The sequence below is a fragment of the Mesorhizobium sp. M7A.F.Ca.AU.001.01.1.1 genome (genome assembly GCF_004022735.1).
In the GTDB taxonomy this organism is placed as follows: Bacteria; Pseudomonadota; Alphaproteobacteria; order Rhizobiales; family Rhizobiaceae; genus Mesorhizobium; species Mesorhizobium ciceri.
This window is the reverse complement of sequence record NZ_RZPF01000027.1, coordinates 1-17,178: the sequence shown is the minus strand read 5'-3', so window position 1 is coordinate 17,178 and position 17,178 is coordinate 1. Positions and strand designations below refer to the sequence as shown.

Below are 17,178 nucleotides of genomic sequence, written 5' to 3'. Positions count from 1 at the left end.
ATCTGGCGGCGAGCGGGCTTGGCCGCCTCGTCGGCGGCGCCATCATGCCGCATGTCGGCAATGGCATGTGTCCGATCAAGGTGACGATCGAAGCGCCGGAGCTTTGCCCCGGCTTCGCGCTCAACTTGGTCAAGGGCGTCAAGAATGGACCCTCGCCAAAATGGCTGCAGCAGCGGCTGATCGCCATTGGGCTGAGACCCATCAGCGCACTGGTCGACATCACCAACTACGTCACCTTCGACCGCGGCCGCCCGCTGCATGTGTTCGACGCCAGCAAGGTTGCCGGCAATCTCGTCGTGCGCCGCGCGCGCGATGGTGAAAAGGTGCAGGCGCTCGACGGCCGCGAATACACGCTGACGCCGGAAATGTGCGTCATCGCAGATGACAACGGCGTCGAGTCGATCGCCGGCGTCATGGGCGGCGAGCATTCGGGCTGCGACGAGAACACCTCAGATGTGCTGATCGAATCCGCCCTTTGGGATCCGATCACCACGGCGCGCACCGGCCGCACGCTCGGCATCATTACCGACGCGCGCTACCGTTTCGAGCGCGGCGTCGACCCCGAATTCATGGTTCCGGGCGTCGAACTGGCGACGAAACTGGTGCTCGATTTCTGCGGCGGCACGCCGACCGAAATGGAGGTCGTCGGTTATGCCGGTCACACGCCGAAGATCGTTTCCTTCCCGCTTTCGGAAGTGAAGCGGCTGACCGGCATCGAGGTTCCCAGCGCGGAAAGCCTCGACATCCTGTCGCGCCTCGGCTTCAAGCCGGAGGGCTCGGGCGATGTCGTCGATGTCGCCGTGCCGTCCTGGCGCCCCGACGTCGATGGCAAGGCAGACCTGGTCGAGGAGGTCATGCGCATCCACGGTGTCGACAACATCGCGCCGCAGCCGCTCGGTGCGCATGACGCGGTCAATGCAAAGATCCTCACCACGCTGCAGGTCCGTACCCGCACGGCCAAGCGCGCGCTTGCCGTGCGCGGCATGATGGAAGCCGTTACCTGGTCGTTCATTCCGGCCAAGCATGCCGAGCTGTTCGGCGGCGGCCAGACCGCGCTGAAGCTTGCCAACCCGATCGCCGCCGATATGTCCGACATGCGGCCCTCGCTGCTGCCGGGGCTGATCGCGGCTGCCCAGCGCAATGCCGACAAGGGTATTGGCGACGTGGCGCTGTTCGAAGTGTCGGGTACCTATGAGGGCGACGGCGCCGACCAGCAGCGGCGCGTCGCCGCCGGCGTGCGCCGCGGCACCGCCAAGCTCGACGGTTCCGGCCGCAACTGGGCCGGCAATTCCGGTCCAGTCGGCGTGTTCGACGCCAAGGCCGATGCGATCGCCGCACTTGAAGCCTGCGGTGCGCCTGTCGACCGGCTGCAGATCGAGGCCCGCGGCCCGGCCTGGTATCATCCCGGCCGTTCCGGCACGATCAAGCTCGGCCCGAAAACCGTACTCGGCACTTTCGGTGAATTCCATCCGAAGACGCTGGAGGGCCTCGATGTTTCCGGCCCGCTGTGCGGCTTCGAGGTCTTCGTCGATGGCGTGCCTGAACCGAAGGCCAAGCCGACGAAAACCAAGCCGAAACTGGAACTGTCGCCCTTCCAGGCGGTCAAGCGCGATTTCGCTTTCGTCGTCGACAAGTCGGTCGAGGCCGGCACGCTGGTGCGCGCAGCGCTCGCCGCCGACAAGAAGCTCATCACCGCCGTCTCGGTCTTCGATATTTTCGAAGGCGCTTCGCTGGGCGAGGGCAAAAAATCGATTGCCATCGAAGTGTCGATCCAGCCGGTCGAAAAGACGCTCACCGACGAGGATTTCGAGGCACTGGCCAAGCGCATCATCGAGAATGTCGGCAAGCAGACCGGGGGCGTTCTGCGGGGCTAAAAAACTTGCGAGCAGATGGCGAATCGCCCTCCAAAGGGCGATGGACCATCTGCGGTATTCCGGCCTTCCCCTTGAAGAACAGCGCGCGGCGTTTCTCGCCATCGTGTCTGCCGACCCGCTGTTATGCGACGCGGTGGCGCGGGCTCGCACGCTCGACCTGCCGGACTGGCTGGTGGTATCCGGCGCTCTCTACAACAGCATCTGGAACCACCTGACCGGCAAACCGTCGGGCTACGGCATCAGGGATGTTGATCTTTTCTACTTCGATGACAGCGACCTGTCCTATGAGGCCGAGGACGCGGTGATCCGCCGGGCGGAGAAGCATTTCGAGGGGCTGGCGTTGCCGGTCGAGGTGCGCAACCAGGCGCGGGTGCATCTGTGGTATCCGCAGAAGTTCGGACGGCCGTGCCCGCGCTATTCGAGCGCCAGCGAATCCGTCAGCCATTTTGCCTCGAAGACGCACGCCGTCGGGGTTCGATACGACGCTGACGGGCAGCTCGAGATCGTGGCACCGTTTGGTCTTGACGACATTTTCTCGTTTCGCATCACGCCGAACCGGGTGATGGACAATCAGCGCACGCATGAGGCGAAGGGTAAGCGTGCAAGGGAGAACTGGCCGGAGATTAGTGTCGAGCCTTGGTAAAAATGTCGGCAGGGCAGAGGGGGGCGCTTCACGTCAGCGTCCCCATCTTCTGCACCGCGCTGCGTACGAAAAAGGGGCGCGCGGCGCCCCTTCCGATTACTCACCAGTTTTCAACCATTCACCAGCGTCAGCTCCTTCTCCGCATAGCGCCTACCGACCACCTTGTCGGGCGACAGCGCGTCACCAATCGCCTGCACCTCGACCGCGCTCAGCGCGATCCCGGCAGCCGCCGCATTCTGCTCCAGATGGCGTATCCTTCTTGCGCCGGGGATCGGCACGATGAAATCGCCCTGGTGCAGCACCCAGGCCAGCGCCAGTTGGGCCGAAGTTACCCCCTTTTCAGCTGCCAGCTTTTCCAGCGTCGCGATGACAGCGGCGTTGGCGGCCATGGCATCGGCCTGGAAGCGCGGCAGGCCGCGGCGCCAGTCGTCATCGCTCAAGGCCTCTGGCTTGGCGATCGTGCCGGTCAGCAAGCCCCGGCCGAGCGGGCTGTAGGGAACAAAACCGATGCCGAGCTCGCGGCAGACGGCGAACACCTCGTCTTCCGGGTCGCGGCTCCACAGCGAATATTCGCTCTGCACGGCGGCAATTGGATGCACGGCATGGGCCCGGCGGATGGTCGCCGCACTCGCCTCCGACAGGCCGAGCGCGCGCACCTTGCCCTCGCGCACCAGCTCGGCCATGGCACCGACCGTGTCCTCGATCGGCACGTTGGGGTCGACACGGTGCTGGTAGTAGAGGTCGATCACATCCGTGCCGAGCCGCTTCAGCGACGCCTCGGCGACCGCCTTGACGTGCTCGGGGCGGCTGTCGACGCCGGCCATGCGGTCGAGGCCTGTACCTTCCTCCAAAATCCTGAAGCCGAATTTTGTCGCGATCGTCACCTTGTCACGCGCGGACTTCAGCGCTTTGCCGAGCAGGATCTCGTTCTCGAACGGGCCATAGACCTCCGCCGTGTCGAAGAAATTGACGCCGATATCGATGGCGCGGTGCAGCGTGGCGATTGCGTCGGCTTCCGCCTGGCCGCCATAGGCGAAGCTCATGCCCATGCAGCCGAGGCCGACGGGATAGACGTTCAATTCAGTTCCTAGCTTGCGGGTTTGCATAACGCGTCTCCTTGTTGCGATGCGGCAGAAATAGCGCCTTGCCTTGTGTTCGATAATCGGCTCTCATTTGCACGGGCTGTTCTAAAAGATAGATCAATGAATCGCGCGCATCTTTCCCAACTGGCCGTGCTGGCAACCGTTGCCCAATGCGGCAGCTTTCGCGGCGCGGCCAGGGAATTGGCCATCGCGCCTTCGGCGGTCAGCCATGCGGTGTCCAGCCTAGAGGCGCGGCTTGGCGTTCGGCTGCTGGCGCGCAGCACACGCAGCGTCGCGCCGACCGAAGAAGGTGCGCAGTTGCTGGAACGGCTGCGACCGGCGCTGTCGGAGATCGATCTGGCGCTGGAGACGGCAATCGAGACACGCGACCGGCCGGCCGGCAATCTGCGCCTGACCGTGCCGCGCACCGCAGCCCATTTGGCGCTGACGCCACGGCTGGGCGCCTTTGCGTCGGCCTATCCCGATATCGTGCTGGAGATCGTCATCGAGGACCGTTTCACCGACGTGGTGGAAGGGGGCTTCGATGCTGGCGTCAGGCTAGGCGAGAGCCTGCAGCGCGACATGATCGCGGTGCGCATCGGGCCGGACCTTCGCGGCGCGGTGGTCGGCGCCCCGGTCTATTTCGAGGTCAACCCCAAGCCGCGTCACCCGCGCGACCTGGCTGACCACCGCTGCATCCGCTTCCGCTTCTCCAGCGGCATCCTCTACCGCTGGGAGTTCGAGAGAGGCCGCGAGGCGATCGAGATGGCGGTGGAGGGACCGCTGATCCTCGACGAGGACCATTTGATCGCCCAGGCGGCGGTCGACGGCGCTGGGCTCGCCTTCGTCTTTGAGGATTATGTCCGCGCGCCGCTCGCCGACGGCAGGCTGATCCGTGTGCTGGAGGACTGGTGCCCCTCCTTCGACGGCTTCTTCGTCTACTATCCGAGCCGCCGGCAGATGCGCCCGGCGCTCCGGGCGTTTGTCGATTTCTTCAAGGTGAGTGGATAGAGCGGGCTCGCCCCTCCCCTTGTGGCCCTCCGGAGGGAGAGGAAGGGAGCCAGGCTCGGCGAACTCGCGCCTTTCATCACCCTCCGGAGGGCCCTGATGGGAGTCCGAAGGACGGGCGAGATCGGCGGCTCGCCCCGGTAGGTCGGCTGAGGGACGGGGTGGGTAGCGCCCTACGAGACCCCCACCCCGCTTCGCAAAATCCGCTTCGCGGCATTTGCTGCGCGACCCTCCCCACAAGGGGGAGGGTGAAGCGCGCTGGAAGAAAGCCGAACCAACATTCGTTCACTCCCCATGCAAACATCGATCACCAACAGCGCCACCCGCTATGGCTGGGGCGCGATCCTTCTCCACTGGCTGATTGCGCTCATTTTCATCGGCCAGTTCGGGCTCGGCTTCGTCATGGTGCGGTTGACCAGCCAGCGCACCGCCTTCGAGCTGATCCAACTGCACAAATCTTTCGGCTTCCTGCTGCTCGGGCTTGTGTTGCTGCGCATCGCCTGGCGCCTTGGCAATGCAACGCCGGCGCTGCCGCGCTCGGTCGGAACCCTGGAGCGTCGGGCAGCACCGTTGGCCCATCTTGCGCTCTACGCGTTTCAGCTTGCCTTGCCCTTGTCCGGCTGGGCGCTGGTGTCGGTCTCGATGCTGGAGATCCCCAGCCTGCCGTTCAACCTGTTCGTCATGCCCAACCTGCCGTTGGCCGAATCGGATGGTGCCGAGAGCTTCTGGGCGGCGGCACATTGGTATCTCGCCTATGCCGGCATGACGCTTGTGACTCTCCACGTCGCGGCGGCGCTGCGGCATCATTTCCAGCTCAGGGATGGCGTGCTCACACGCATGGTCACGCCTTCGTCAGATTCGGAATAGAGCGAGCGGTTCATTCGTTCATGGAGTGAGGGCGCGCAAGAAATGCGCTGCCTCCAACAAGGAACATCCCCATGTACACGCGCATCCTCGGATTTGCGGCGGTCGCCGCTTGCCTTGCCATGCCTGTTTCTGCGGCCGTCGCGCTGGGTGACGCCGCCGGCAGCTATTCGATCAGCCCGGCCAGCTCCAGCATCCGCTTCTCCATCGGCAAGGTCGGCGGCGGCGGCCTCAATGGCACCTTCGCCCGCTTCAAGGGCTCGATCCGCATCGACAACAGCGATGTCGGGCGCTCAGCTGTCAATTTCACCATTTTTCCCGAAAGCGTCGGCACCGGCCAGGGCCGTATCGATGCCTTCCTGCGCTCCGACGCGGTGTTTGATGCCGCCAACAGCCCGGAAATCCAGTTCCGCTCTACCAGCGTGACCCGAACCAGCGACACCACGGCTCTCGTCAGCGGCCGGCTGACGGCGCGCGGCAAGACGTTCCCGGAAAAATTCACGGCCGAGCTCGGCGGTCTCAAGGCCGGCATGATCAAATTCCATGTCACCGGCAAGGTGCTGAGGTCGCGCTACGGCATGGATGTCGGCACGCCGATCTATTCCAACATCGTCGACTTCGACATGACGCTGACCGGCAAAAGGGGCTGACCTCGTCATTGGCTTTTCCGGCGATTTCGGGCAAACCTCGTCGCCTGTAATCGTGATGGAGAAACCTGATGTTCCGATGGGGTGTGTTGTCGACGGCCAAGATCGGCCGCGAGCATTTGTTGCCGGCGATGGTCGAGGCGGAGAATGGCGTGCTGTCGGCGATCGCCAGCCGCGACCTGTCGAAGGCCAAGGCGCTGGCCGACCGCTTCGGTGCACGCCATGCCTTCGGCTCCTATGAGGAACTGCTCGCCTCGAAAGAAGTAGACGGCGTCTACATCCCGCTGCCGACCTCGCAGCATGTCGAGTGGTCGGCCAAGGCCATCGAAGCCGGCAAGCATGTGCTGGTCGAAAAGCCGCTGGCGCTCGACGCCAAGGACATCCTGCCGCTGATCAAGCTGCGCGACCAGAAAAAGGTGCTGGTCTGCGAAGCCTTCATGGTCATCTACCACCCGCAATGGATCAAGGTGCGCGAGCTCATCGCCAGCGGCGCCATCGGCCGGCTGCGCCATGTGCAGGGCGCGTTCTCCTACTACAACGTCGACCCCAGCAACATGCGCAACCAGCTCGACCTCGGCGGCGGCGCGCTGCCCGACATCGGCGTTTACCCGACCGTGTCGACGCGCTTTTCCACCGGCAAGGAGCCGCTGCGCGTGCAGGCGACGATCGAGCGCGACAAGACATTCGGCACCGACATCTACTCCTCGATCCGTGCCGATTTCGGTGACTTCGAGCTGTCGTTCTATCTGTCGACGCAGATGGCGGCGCGCCAGGTGATGGTGTTCCACGGCGAGAAGGGTTTCATCGAGTTGTTCTCGCCTTTCAATGCCGGGCTCTACGACCACCACCGCGTCGAACTGCACAACCAGAACCACACCGAGGCGCAGGTTTTCCGCTTTCCCGGCACGCAGCAGTACCGGCTGGAGGTCGAGACCTTCGCGCGTGCAGCACAGGGCGGCAAGGAGCGCGTCTTCACGCTGGAGGAATCGGTGCTCAACCAGAAAGTCATCGACGCCATCTTCCGCGCCGGCGGCAAAGAAGGCTGGGAGACCGTCTGAATTCCTTGCATTGAAATAGCCGGCTAATTCTGGGAGGAAAAATGGCTGACGATGCGGACGTGATCATTGTCGGCGCCGGCCTTGCAGGGCTGGTTGCCGCCGCCGAGCTTGCCGAGGCCGGCAAGAAAATCATCATCGTCGACCAGGAGCCGGAGCAGTCGCTCGGCGGCCAGGCATTCTGGTCGTTCGGCGGCCTTTTCCTCGTCGATTCGCCCGAGCAGCGGCGCATGCGCATCCGCGATTCGCATGACCTGGCGCTGGAAGACTGGCTGGGCACCGCGGCTTTCGATCGGCCCGAGGATTTCTGGCCGCGCAAATGGGCGGAAGCCTATGTCGGCTTTGCCGCCGGCGAAAAACGCTCCTGGCTGATACAGCGCGGCCTGAAATTCTTTCCCGTGGTCGGCTGGGCCGAGCGAGGCGGCGGCAATGCCATCGGCCACGGCAATTCGGTGCCGCGCTTCCACATCACCTGGGGCACGGGCCCCGGCGTTCTCGAACCTTTCGTACAGCGCGTGCGCGAGGCGCAGAAGCGCGGACTGATCAGTTTCAAATTCCGCCATCGGGTCGATGAATTGACCCGCACGGGTGCGACTGTCGACGGGGTGCGCGGCGACATCCTGCAACCGAGCACCGCCGAGCGCGGCCACAAGAGTTCGCGCGAAATATCAGGAGATTTCGAGCTTCGCGCGCAAGCCGTGATCGTCGCTTCCGGCGGCATCGGCGCCAACCATCAGCTTGTACGGGAAAACTGGCCGCAGCGGCTGGGCGCGGCGCCCAAGCGCATGATCACCGGCGTGCCCGACCACGTCGACGGCCGCATGCTGGCGATCACGGAACGGGCCGGCGGCTCGATCATCAACCGCGACCGCATGTGGCACTATGTCGAGGGCATCAAGAACTGGGCGCCGATCTGGACCGACCATGCGATACGCATCCTGCCCGGCCCATCATCGCTGTGGCTCGATGCGCGCGGCAAGCGCCTGCCGGTGCCGCTCTATCCCGGCTTCGACACTCTGGGCACGCTCTCCCACATCATGAGCACCGGCTTCGACTACTCCTGGTTCATCCTGACCAAGAAGATCATCCAGAAGGAGTTCGCGCTGTCGGGCTCCGAGCAGAACCCCGATCTGACCGGCAAGAGCTGGCGCCAGGTGCTCGGCCGCGCCACATCGGGCATTCCGGGCCCCGTCAAGGCGTTCATGGAAAAGGGCGAGGACTTCATCGTCGAGGCCGATTTGCCGGCGCTGGTCGCGCGCATGAACGCGCTGGCCGGCGGCGAGGCGCTGCTTGAGGTGGCTCAAGTCGAGCGCGAGATCCACGCCCGCGATAGGCAGCTCGACAACCTGTTCTCCAAGGATATGCAGATCACCGCTCTGCGCGGCGCGCGCGCCTATCTCGGCGACCGGCTGATCCGCACGGCCAAGCCGCACAAGATGCTCGATCCGGCAAATGGCCCGCTGATCGCGGTGCGGCTTAACATCCTGACCCGCAAGACGCTGGGCGGCCTGCAGACCGATCTCGACAGCCGCGTGCTGGGGGCAGATGGCCAGCCGGTAGCCGGGCTCTATGCCGTCGGCGAAGCCGCCGGTTTCGGCGGCGGCGGCGTGCATGGCTATGCGGCGCTCGAAGGCACCTTCCTCGGCGGCTGCATCTTTTCCGGCCGCAGCGCCGGCCGGGCAGCGGCTGCCTCGGTGGCGTGAAGGGGCGTCACTTGGTCCTCAGAGTTTGGCCGCGATCACCAGCGCCAGTCGCCCTGTCCAAGCGCGGTCACCGCACCGACGATCCGGGTGAAGCTGGTGCGGGCGCGGCCAACCGTGTGCCGGGCTCTGAGATAGCCGTGCACCAATCCCGGCTCCTCGAACCACGTCGCGTGGCCACCTGCCGTGATGATCAGGTCGCGATAGGTCTCGCCATCCGATGACAGCGGGTCGCATTCGGCGGTGATCAGCACTGTCTCCGGCAAGTTGGAGAAATCGGTGTCGGCAAGCGGGGCCAGCGTCGCATCGCCGCTACGGTCTTGCCCTCCAGTGCGAATGTGCTTGTAGAATTCGAGATCGCGCACGGTCAGCATCGGCGCTTCGGCGTGCTTGACATAGGAGCCTTTCGAGCGGTTTCCGCCGAGGCCGGGATAGATCAGCACCTGGCCGACCGGCCTTTTCGAATGGCCGCGCGTGGCGTGACTGACGGCGGCGCAGAGATTGCCGCCGGCGCTGTCGCCGCAGAGCACGATAGGATGATCGCGATTGGCGGCGGCCCATTCGAAGGCGCTCATGGCATCGTCAAAGGCGGCTGGATGCAAATGTTCCGGCGCCAGCCGGTAATCTACGGAGACCACCTCATAGCCTGTGCGCGAGCACAGCTCCGCGCAAACATCGTCATGGCTGTCCAGCCCACCAAGGATGAAGCCACCGCCATGGACATAGAGCACCGTCACGCCTGCCTGAAGTGGGCTTCGGTAGATACGGATCGGGATATCGTGCGTCGGCGTTGCAATGGCGGAGGTTTCGACAGCGACGCCCTCGGGGTAGCCGGCAAAGAATTCCCGGCACATGCGGTCGTAAATCTCGCGCTGCTGCACGATCGTGTAGTCGATCGTATCGGGCGGGTAATAGGAATTGGTGCGCTCGATGAAGGCCCAGGTCTCGGCGTCGATGAGCTTGATGTAGTCGGTCATGGGTGCTGGAGAGGCGGCCAAGGCTGAGCCTGGGCGCCCCCCTCTGTCCTGCCGGACATCTCCCCCTCAAGGGGGGAGATCGGATGTTGCGAAGGCTTTCGCCAACCTTCGGCGTCGCAAGAAGAGTGCAGAGATCGAAGCTGCCAATCTCCCCCCTTGAGGGGGAGATGTCCGGCAGGACAGAGGGGGATAAGCGCCGTCATTTCGGCAACAATCCTCACTTCCCCTTCCACACCGGCTCCCGCTTCTCCGCAAAAGCGCGAAAACCCTCCATATTGTCCTCGGAGCCATAGAGCGCATCGACCGTCGGCAATTGCCGGCGGGTCACCTTGTTCATGGCGTCCTGGAAGGTCAGCGCCTCGGCCACGCGCGCCGTCTCCTTGATCGCGGCAAACACCAGCGGTGGGCCGCCTGCGAGCAGCCGGGCGATCTCCCAGACGCGATCTTCCAGCTTTTCCTTGGGCAGCACTTCGTTGACCAAGCCCCAGCGATGCGCTTCAGCGACATCCATCCAGCGGCCGGTGAGCAGAAGGTCCATGGCGACATGGTAGGGGATGCGCTTCGGCAGCTTGATCGTCGCCGCGTCGGCCAGCGTGCCGGCTCGGATCTCGGGCAGCGCGAAGGAGGAATGATCGGAGGCGTAGATGAGGTCGCAGGACAGCGCCAGCTCGAAGCCGCCGCCGACCGCCATGCCGTTGACGCACGCGATGATCGGCTTGTTGAGGTCGCGCAGCTCCTGCAGGCCGGCAAAGCCGCCGACGCCATAGTCGCCGTCGACCGCATCGCCGCCGGCAGCTGCTTTGAGGTCCCAGCCCGCGCAGAAGAACTTGTCGCCAGCGGTCTTGACGATGGCGACGCGCAATTCCGGATCGTCTCGGAACGCCTTGAAGGTCTCGCCCATCAGCCGCGAGGTCTTCAGGTCGATGGCGTTGGCCTTGGGCCGGTCGAGGGTGACTTCGAGGATGGTGCCCTCGCGGCGGGTCGAAATGACGTCAGACATTCTTGTTCTCTCCCAGCACCAGCAGCGCGTCGGCGATCCAGGCGCCCTTGCCCTCTGCACAGACGATCAGCGGGTTGATGTCGAGTTCTTCGATCTCACCGGCATTCTGCTGCACGAAGGCGGCAATGCCAGAGATAGCATCGATGGCAGCCGCGACATCGGCCTTCGGCCGGCCGCGATAGCCTTCGAGCAACGGGAACAGTTTCAGGCCGCGCAGCGCCGCCTCGATATCGTCGCGGGTCGCCGGCAGCATCAGCGTGACGCTGTCGCGCAACAGCTCGACCAGCACGCCACCAGTGCCGAGCGTCATCACCGCGCCGAACATCGGATCGCGGGTGAAGCCGACGATGAGTTCGGCAACACCGTCGCGCACCATGCGCTCGACATAGAGCCCGGTGCCGAGCGGCAACAGGTTATGCGCTGCGGTGCTGACGGATTCGGCATCCCTGAGATTGAGCCTGACAGCGCCAACTTCGGATTTGTGGGTGACGCCGAGCGCCTTCAACGCGACGGGAAAGCCGAGCGCCATGGACGAAATCACCGCTTCGACGGCATTGGCGGCGCGCTCGCCCTTCGGCACCGGCAGGCCGGCTTTGATCAGCCGTGACTTCGCCTCGGCTTCGTCGGGCGTGACGTGGTCCCCGCCAGAGGCGCCGGAGGCCGACGTGTCGATCGGCTGCGCCTGCGGTTCAGCCCAAGCCCAGCCGATGAAGGCTGCTGCGCCGGCTGCATCCATCGCTTCCGAAATGCCGAACAACGGCACCATGCCGCGCGCCATCAGTTCGGCGGTGTATTCCTCCGGCAGGTTCTCCGGCAGCGAGGAGACGATCGCACCATGCGCCTTGTTGGTCTTGAGCGCCGATTCGAAAGCGCGCAACGTCGCCCACCAGTCGGTGACCGAGCAGCGGTCGGGTCGCGGAAAATCGAGCACCAGCATGTTGAGGTCGAAACCGCCCGACACCATGGCGGTGAAGGTGGCGGTCATCGCCGGCTCGTTGTTCCAGATGAAGGTGTGATAGTCCAAGGGATTGGCGACCGCGACCAGCGGCCCGAGCGTCGATTTGACATGGGCGCGGTGGCTGTCGGTCAGCACAGGGAAATTGACCCAGCGGCCTTCGGCGCTGTCGGCCATGACGGAGGCCTCGCCGCCGGAGCAGCTCATCGACGACAGCCTATAGCCGGGCAAAGGTCCGGTGATGTGCAGCAGCTTCAGCGCCTCGATGAAGGCAGGGATCGAATCGACGCGCGCAATGCCGAGCCGCCGCAGGAACGCACCCGAGGCCGCGTCCGAGACGGCGAGCGACGCGGTATGCGAGACAGTCGCTTGCCTGGCCTGTTCGGAACGGCCGACCTTCATGGCGATGATCGGCTTCTTCAGCTCGCGGGCTCGTGCCGCCAGCCGTTCGAAGCCGGCTACCGAATCGAAGGCCTCGATGTGCAGGCCGAGCGACGTGACCCGCTCATCCTCGATCAGGCCGAGCGCCATTTCGGACAGGCCGGTCTGCGCCTGGTTGCCGGCGGTCATCAGGAAGGCGATCGGCAGGCCGCGCTTCTGCATGGTCATGTTGATGGCGATGTTGGAGGACTGGGTGATGATGGCGACGCCCTTGCCGCCCTCGGCCAGTCTTATGCCGCCATGCTGGTCGGGCCACAGCAGCGCGCCGTCGGCATAATTGATCAGGCCGTAGCAATTCGGCCCGATGATCGGCATCTGGCCCGCCGCCGCGACCAGCTCGGCCTGCAGCCGCTCGCCATCATCGTCATAGGCCTCGGTTTCGAGGAAGCCGGCGGCAAAGCAGACGGCGCCGCCGGCGCCGCGTTCGGCCAGCGCCTTGATCACCTCGATGGTCAAATGCCGGTTGACGCCGACAAAGGCAGCATCCGGCGCGCCGGGCAGGTCAGCCACCGAACGATAGGCCTTGCGACCGGCAACCTCGTCCTTGGTCGGATGCACCGGCCAGATCTCGCCGGCAAAACCCATCTTGATCGATTGCGCGACGACGGCTGCAGCCTGCGCACCGCCGAAGACGGCGATCGATTTAGGCCGCAGGAGACGCTCCAGTTTATGCATATGTTATGCCCCGAACGGGCGCAGCAGCGCCCTTGAAATGATGTGGCGCTGGATCTCGGATGTGCCTTCCCAGATGCGCTCGACGCGCGCGTCGCGCCAGATGCGCTCCAGCGGCAGATCGTCCATCAGCCCCATGCCGCCATGGATCTGGATCGCTTCATCGGCAACGTATGCGAGCATTTCGGTGGCCTTCAGCTTGGCCATGGCCATGTCCTGGTCGGTGACGGTGCCCTGATCGTACTTCCAGCCGGCTTCGAACACCATCAGGTCGGCGGCCTTGAGTTCGGTCGCCATGTCGGCAAGCTTGAACGATACGCCCTGGAACTTGCCGATCTGCTGGCCGAACTGCTGGCGTTGCGCGGCGTATTCGACGGCATGGCCAAGCGCACGCTCGGCGCGGCCGAGGCAGGTGGCGCCGACCTGCAGCCGGGTGGCGCCGAGCCAGGAATTGGCGACGTCGAACCCCTTATGGACTTCGCCCAACACCTGGGCGGCGGGAAGCCGGCAATCGTCGAATTCGAGGATGGCGTTGGTGTAGCCGCGATGCGAGACGTTGCGGTAGCCGTCACGGACGGTGAAGCCTTTGGTGCCCTTATCGACGAAGAAGGCGGTGATCTTCTTGCGTTTGCCGCGCGGCGAATCCTCTTCGCCTGAGGCCATGAAAACGATGGCAAAGTCGGCGAGGTCGGCGTGGGAGATAAAATGCTTGGTGCCGTTCAGCACCCAGTCGTCACCGTCCTGCACGGCGGTTGCCTTCATGCCACGCAAATCGGAGCCGGCGCCCGGCTCGGTCATGGCCAGGCAGTCCCATTTCTCACCACGGATGCAGGGGAACAGATATTTCTCGCGCTGCTCGGGCGTGCCGGCCAGGAGGATGTTGGAGGGGCGCGACACGCAGGTCCAGTGCAGCGCGTAATTGGCGCGGCCGAGTTCCTTCTCGTAGAGCAGCCAGGTCACCGTATCGAGGCCCGCTCCGCCGACATCGGCCGGCATGTTGGCGGCATAGAGCCCGGCCTCGATCGCCTTTACCTTGATCTCCTCGATCAGGTCGCGGCGCAGCACGCCGGTGCGCTCGACCTCGCGCTCATGCGGGTAAAGCTCGTTCTCGACGAACGCGCGCGTCGTCTCGACGATGAGCTTCTGTTCCTCCGACAGCCCGAAATCCATGCTCTCAGCCTTTCTTCTTGCCGGTCTTTTTCTTCGGCTTTTCGGCTTTCTTGACCGGTTTCAAGGCTTTGGCCTTCTCGGCCGCCTTGGAGGCCATGGGCTTCTTCGCCGCCAGCTTGGCCAGCTGCCTGGTATAGTCCTTATGCAGCGCGCCGGCGCCCCAGCCCTTGCCTTTGTTTTGTTTCGACAGCGCATCCATGATGGCGACCAGATTGTCGTCGCGGATCTTTTCCAGCTCGCGGATCGACAGCCCATGCGCCTGTTCGTCCGACTGCGTGGCGATCAGGTCGACCAGTTCGTCGTTGAACTCAGGCACGTCCATCAGCTTGGTCCATGGCCATTTCAGGCACGGCCCGAACTGCGCCATGAAGTGGCGCATGCCGGCCTCGCCGCCGGCGACGCGATAGACCTGGAACATGCCCATCTGCGCCCAGCGCAGGCCGAAGCCGTAGCGCATGATGTCGTCGAGTTCCTCGACCGTGCAGATGCCGTCCTTGATCAGCCACAGCGCCTCGCGCCATGCCGCTTCGAGCAGGCGGTCACCGACGAAGGCCTCGATCTCCTTGCGGATGACGACAGGCTTCATGCCGATCGAGGCATACATCTCCTTGGCGACCTCGATCGCCTCGGGGAAGGTCTGCTCGCCACCGACGATCTCCACCAGCGGCAGGAGATAGACCGGGTTGAACGGATGGCCGACGACCAGCCGCTCCGGATGCTTCTTCATCGCCACCTGCATGTCGGTCGGCTTGATACCGGAAGTCGAGGAGCCGACAATCGCGTTGGCCGGCGCGTGAGCGTCGATCTCGGCCAGCACGCGGTGTTTCAGGTCGAGCCGCTCCGGCACGCTCTCCTGGATGAAATCGGCATCGGCGACCGCTTCGGCGATGGTCTTGGCGAAGGTCAGCTTGCCCTCTTTCGGCAGGCCGCCGGGCACCATCTGCTTGTAGGCGCGGCGCGCGCCCTTCATCACTTCGCCGACCTTGCGCGACGCCTCGGGATCGGGATCGAAGATCGACACGTCGATGCCGTTGAGCAGCAGGCGCGCCACCCAGCCGGCGCCGATCACACCGCCACCGATGGCGGCTGCCTTGTTGATGATGCTCATGCTGAAGCTCCGGTTCTTGTCGCGGCGGTTGCGGGATCGATGAGGGGCACGCGCTCGCCGGCTCGGATCACCGAGGGATCGTAGGCCTTGCGGGCAAAGACTTCGAGCACGAAGGGCCGGAAGAATTCCATCGACAGCGTGTCATAGTCGGGGTCGAAGCTGGGCTGGTCCCAGCGTTCGCAAAACTGGTCGCAATCGTCGAAATAAGCATGGCCGGCAAAGCGGTCGCGGGCGTGGCGGTTGCCGCCGAGATGATGGGCATAATAGAGCCGCTGGAAGTCGCCATGCTTTTCCACCACCCAAGTGCATTGCTCGCGCACGAAAGGTTTCAGGATCGAAGCGGCATATTCGTCGTGATTGTAAGGCGCATAGATGTCGCCGATGTCGTGCAGCAGCGCGCAAGCGATCCAGTCGGTGTCTGCGCCGTCGCGCCAGGCACGTGTCGCTGCCTGCAGCGAATGGCCGAGCCGGGTGATCTTGTAGCCGGAAAGACCCGCGTCGAGCTGCACCAGCGCGTCGAGCAGCCGCTCGCCGGTCCTGGCCGCATAGTCGATTTCATGCGCGGTCAGGAACTCGTAGTCGTCCCGGTCGCCATCCTTCATCGCGGTGAATTTTACGGTAGTCATGCCGACCCTCCCGACGAATAATTATGCCGCGATCGGCGCCCGCTTGGTGAGGTTGAGCTTCTGCCGTACCTCTTCCGGTCCAAGGATTCTGGCGCCGAGATTGGTGACGATGCTGGCGGCGCGCTCGACCAGCTGTGCATTGGTGGCCAGCACGCCCTTGTCGAGCCACAGATTGTCCTCCAGCCCGACGCGGACATTGCCGCCGGCCAGCACCGCCGCCGCGGCATAAGCCATCTGGTTGCGGCCGATGGCGAAGGCCGACCAGTTCCAGGTCGACGGCACATTGTTGACCATGGCCATGAAGGTGTTGAGATCATCAGGCGCACCCCACGGCACGCCCATGCAAAGCTGCACCAGCGCATCCGGGTTGAGCACCTTTTCCTCGACCAGTTGCTTGGCGAACCACAGATGGCCGGTGTCGAAAGCCTCGATCTCCGGCTTGACGCCGAGCGCCGTCATCATGCCGCCCATGGCGCGCAGCATGCCGGGCGTGTTGGTCATGACATAGTCGGCCTCGGCGAAATTCATGGTGCCGCAGTCGAGTGTGCAGATTTCCGGCAGGCATTGGCGCACATGTTCCATGCGGTTGGTGGCACCGCCCATGTCGGTGCCTTTTTCGTTGAGCGGCAGCGGCGCTTCCGGCGATCCGAACACCATGTCGCCGCCCATGCCGGCGGTCAGGTTCAGGATGACGTCGACTTCTGCCGCGCGGATGCGCTCGGTCACTTCGCGGTAGAGATGTACGTCGCGCCTCGGCCTACCGGTCTCGGGATCGCGCACATGGCAATGCACGATGGCGGCGCCCGCCTTGGCCGCATCGATGGCGGAATCCGCGATCTGCTTGGGCGAGCGCGGCACATGCGGGCTGCGGTCCTGCGACCCGCCGGACCCGGTCACGGCACAGGTAATGAAGACCTCACGGTTCATCGCAAGCGGCATGGAACTCTCCTCCGAAAGAAATAGACCTCAACAATGCCCGACTTGCCGGAAACTGTTTTGCGTTTTACGAAGCTTCCATGACGAAAAGCGAAAAACCAACGATCTTTCGCGCCGAGCGCTCGCCGCTTAGGGTGACGCTGCTGGTATTTTCCGGTTCGTCGATCATGTGCGTCGCATCCGCCGTCGATCCACTGCGCGCGGCCAACCGCATCTCCGGCGAGACCCTGTTCGATTTCAAGCTGGTCTCGGTGACCGGCGAGGCTCCAGTCACCACTTGCGGCCTGCCGGTGGCGGTCGGCGGCCGCTTCGATGCGGGCGAGTCGACCGACGTTCTTGTCGTCGTCGCCGGCTTCGGCACCCAGAACTATGCAACCTCGGCTCTGTTGTCCGGCCTGCGCCGGGCCGCACGGACAGCAC

15 protein-coding genes and 1 pseudogene are annotated in these 17,178 nt (G+C 64.4%); 8 read left to right on the top strand and 8 right to left on the bottom strand.

What is annotated here, in order from left to right:
• Positions 1-1,874, top strand: a 1,874-nt coding sequence (pheT, locus tag EN884_RS03415; RefSeq protein WP_128360468.1) for a phenylalanine--tRNA ligase subunit beta, incomplete at its 5' end; no start/stop codon positions are given.
• 40 nt (positions 1,875-1,914) lie between these two features.
• A complete protein-coding gene (locus tag EN884_RS03410; RefSeq protein ID WP_063169791.1) occupies positions 1,915-2,517 on the top strand; it encodes a nucleotidyltransferase family protein in 603 nt (200 codons plus the stop codon).
• Positions 2,518-2,627: 110 nt separating this feature from the next.
• On the opposite strand, the gene EN884_RS03405 is transcribed toward EN884_RS03410, so the two are convergent.
• The gene (locus tag EN884_RS03405; RefSeq protein ID WP_063169792.1) at positions 2,628-3,623 is read right to left on the bottom strand and encodes an aldo/keto reductase; all 996 of its coding nucleotides are present in this window, start codon (positions 3,621-3,623) and stop codon (positions 2,628-2,630) included.
• Positions 3,624-3,719: 96 nt separating this feature from the next.
• On the opposite strand from EN884_RS03405, the gene EN884_RS03400 reads away from it, so the two are divergent.
• The 5 genes from EN884_RS03400 to EN884_RS03380 all read left to right on the top strand — a co-directional run bounded on the left by EN884_RS03400 (position 3,720) and on the right by EN884_RS03380 (position 8,876).
• Positions 3,720-4,610 (top strand): LysR family transcriptional regulator, encoded by an 891-nt coding sequence (locus EN884_RS03400; protein ID WP_013528304.1) that lies wholly within the window; start codon positions 3,720-3,722, stop codon positions 4,608-4,610.
• A 291-nt stretch (positions 4,611-4,901) separates the two neighbouring features.
• Positions 4,902-5,474: a cytochrome b gene (locus EN884_RS03395; RefSeq protein WP_063169793.1), complete on the top strand. Its 573-nt coding sequence runs from the start codon at positions 4,902-4,904 to the stop codon at positions 5,472-5,474.
• 71 nt (positions 5,475-5,545) lie between these two features.
• Positions 5,546-6,121 carry a YceI family protein gene (locus tag EN884_RS03390; RefSeq protein ID WP_013528302.1) on the top strand — a complete coding sequence of 192 codons (576 nt, stop codon included), beginning with the start codon at positions 5,546-5,548 and terminating at the stop codon, positions 6,119-6,121.
• Between the two features lie 68 nt (positions 6,122-6,189).
• The gene (locus EN884_RS03385) at positions 6,190-7,176 is read left to right on the top strand and encodes a Gfo/Idh/MocA family oxidoreductase (protein ID WP_063169794.1); all 987 of its coding nucleotides are present in this window, start codon (positions 6,190-6,192) and stop codon (positions 7,174-7,176) included.
• Between the two features lie 41 nt (positions 7,177-7,217).
• A complete protein-coding gene (locus tag EN884_RS03380; protein WP_063169795.1) occupies positions 7,218-8,876 on the top strand; it encodes an FAD-binding dehydrogenase in 1,659 nt (552 codons plus the stop codon).
• A 35-nt stretch (positions 8,877-8,911) separates the two neighbouring features.
• On the opposite strand, the gene EN884_RS03375 is transcribed toward EN884_RS03380, so the two are convergent.
• The 7 genes from EN884_RS03375 to EN884_RS03340 form a co-directional block, all read right to left on the bottom strand.
• Positions 8,912-9,850: an alpha/beta hydrolase gene (locus tag EN884_RS03375; protein WP_063169796.1), complete on the bottom strand. Its 939-nt coding sequence runs from the start codon at positions 9,848-9,850 to the stop codon at positions 8,912-8,914.
• A gap of 217 nt (positions 9,851-10,067) precedes the next feature.
• Positions 10,068-10,850 carry a carnitinyl-CoA dehydratase gene (locus EN884_RS03365; protein ID WP_013528298.1) on the bottom strand — a complete coding sequence of 261 codons (783 nt, stop codon included), beginning with the start codon at positions 10,848-10,850 and terminating at the stop codon, positions 10,068-10,070.
• On the bottom strand, positions 10,843-12,921 hold the full coding sequence (locus EN884_RS03360; protein ID WP_128360467.1) for an acetate--CoA ligase family protein: 2,079 nt from the start codon (positions 12,919-12,921) through the stop codon (positions 10,843-10,845). Before EN884_RS03360 ends, EN884_RS03365 begins: the two co-directional genes overlap by 8 nt.
• Positions 12,922-12,924: 3 nt before the next feature.
• Positions 12,925-14,088 carry an acyl-CoA dehydrogenase gene (locus tag EN884_RS03355; protein WP_063169798.1) on the bottom strand — a complete coding sequence of 388 codons (1,164 nt, stop codon included), beginning with the start codon at positions 14,086-14,088 and terminating at the stop codon, positions 12,925-12,927.
• A gap of 4 nt (positions 14,089-14,092) precedes the next feature.
• Entirely contained in the window at positions 14,093-15,196 is a 1,104-nt protein-coding gene (locus tag EN884_RS03350; protein ID WP_024501970.1) for a carnitine 3-dehydrogenase, read from the bottom strand.
• Complete coding sequence (locus tag EN884_RS03345; RefSeq protein ID WP_063169799.1) at positions 15,193-15,822, bottom strand: HD domain-containing protein; 630 nt, start codon at positions 15,820-15,822, stop codon at positions 15,193-15,195. The genes EN884_RS03350 and EN884_RS03345 overlap by 4 nt, the downstream gene beginning before the upstream one ends.
• A gap of 21 nt (positions 15,823-15,843) precedes the next feature.
• Positions 15,844-16,761 (bottom strand): 3-keto-5-aminohexanoate cleavage protein, encoded by a 918-nt coding sequence (locus tag EN884_RS03340; protein ID WP_013528293.1) that lies wholly within the window; start codon positions 16,759-16,761, stop codon positions 15,844-15,846.
• Positions 16,762-16,838: 77 nt separating this feature from the next.
• Here EN884_RS03340 and EN884_RS03335 point away from each other — a divergent pair.
• Positions 16,839-17,178: pseudogene (locus tag EN884_RS03335) on the top strand (GlxA family transcriptional regulator); the annotation flags it as partial.

Excerpts from the sequence above, each read along its gene's own strand:
- EN884_RS03380 (WP_063169795.1), top strand. The coding sequence starts at position 7,218 with ATGGCTGACGATGCGGACGTGATCATTGTCGGCGCCGGCCTTGCAGGG.
- EN884_RS03350 (WP_024501970.1), bottom strand. The coding sequence starts at position 15,196 with ATGAGCATCATCAACAAGGCAGCCGCCATCGGTGGCGGTGTGATCGGC.
- EN884_RS03410 (WP_063169791.1), top strand. The coding sequence starts at position 1,915 with ATGGACCATCTGCGGTATTCCGGCCTTCCCCTTGAAGAACAGCGCGCG.
- EN884_RS03390 (WP_013528302.1), top strand. The coding sequence starts at position 5,546 with ATGTACACGCGCATCCTCGGATTTGCGGCGGTCGCCGCTTGCCTTGCC.
- EN884_RS03385 (WP_063169794.1), top strand. The coding sequence starts at position 6,190 with ATGTTCCGATGGGGTGTGTTGTCGACGGCCAAGATCGGCCGCGAGCAT.
- EN884_RS03340 (WP_013528293.1), bottom strand. The coding sequence starts at position 16,761 with ATGCCGCTTGCGATGAACCGTGAGGTCTTCATTACCTGTGCCGTGACC.
- EN884_RS03395 (WP_063169793.1), top strand. The coding sequence starts at position 4,902 with ATGCAAACATCGATCACCAACAGCGCCACCCGCTATGGCTGGGGCGCG.
- EN884_RS03400 (WP_013528304.1), top strand. The coding sequence starts at position 3,720 with ATGAATCGCGCGCATCTTTCCCAACTGGCCGTGCTGGCAACCGTTGCC.
- EN884_RS03355 (WP_063169798.1), bottom strand. The coding sequence starts at position 14,088 with ATGGATTTCGGGCTGTCGGAGGAACAGAAGCTCATCGTCGAGACGACG.
- EN884_RS03360 (WP_128360467.1), bottom strand. The coding sequence starts at position 12,921 with ATGCATAAACTGGAGCGTCTCCTGCGGCCTAAATCGATCGCCGTCTTC.
- EN884_RS03345 (WP_063169799.1), bottom strand. The coding sequence starts at position 15,822 with ATGACTACCGTAAAATTCACCGCGATGAAGGATGGCGACCGGGACGAC.
- EN884_RS03365 (WP_013528298.1), bottom strand. The coding sequence starts at position 10,850 with ATGTCTGACGTCATTTCGACCCGCCGCGAGGGCACCATCCTCGAAGTC.
- EN884_RS03375 (WP_063169796.1), bottom strand. The coding sequence starts at position 9,850 with ATGACCGACTACATCAAGCTCATCGACGCCGAGACCTGGGCCTTCATC.
- EN884_RS03405 (WP_063169792.1), bottom strand. The coding sequence starts at position 3,623 with ATGCAAACCCGCAAGCTAGGAACTGAATTGAACGTCTATCCCGTCGGC.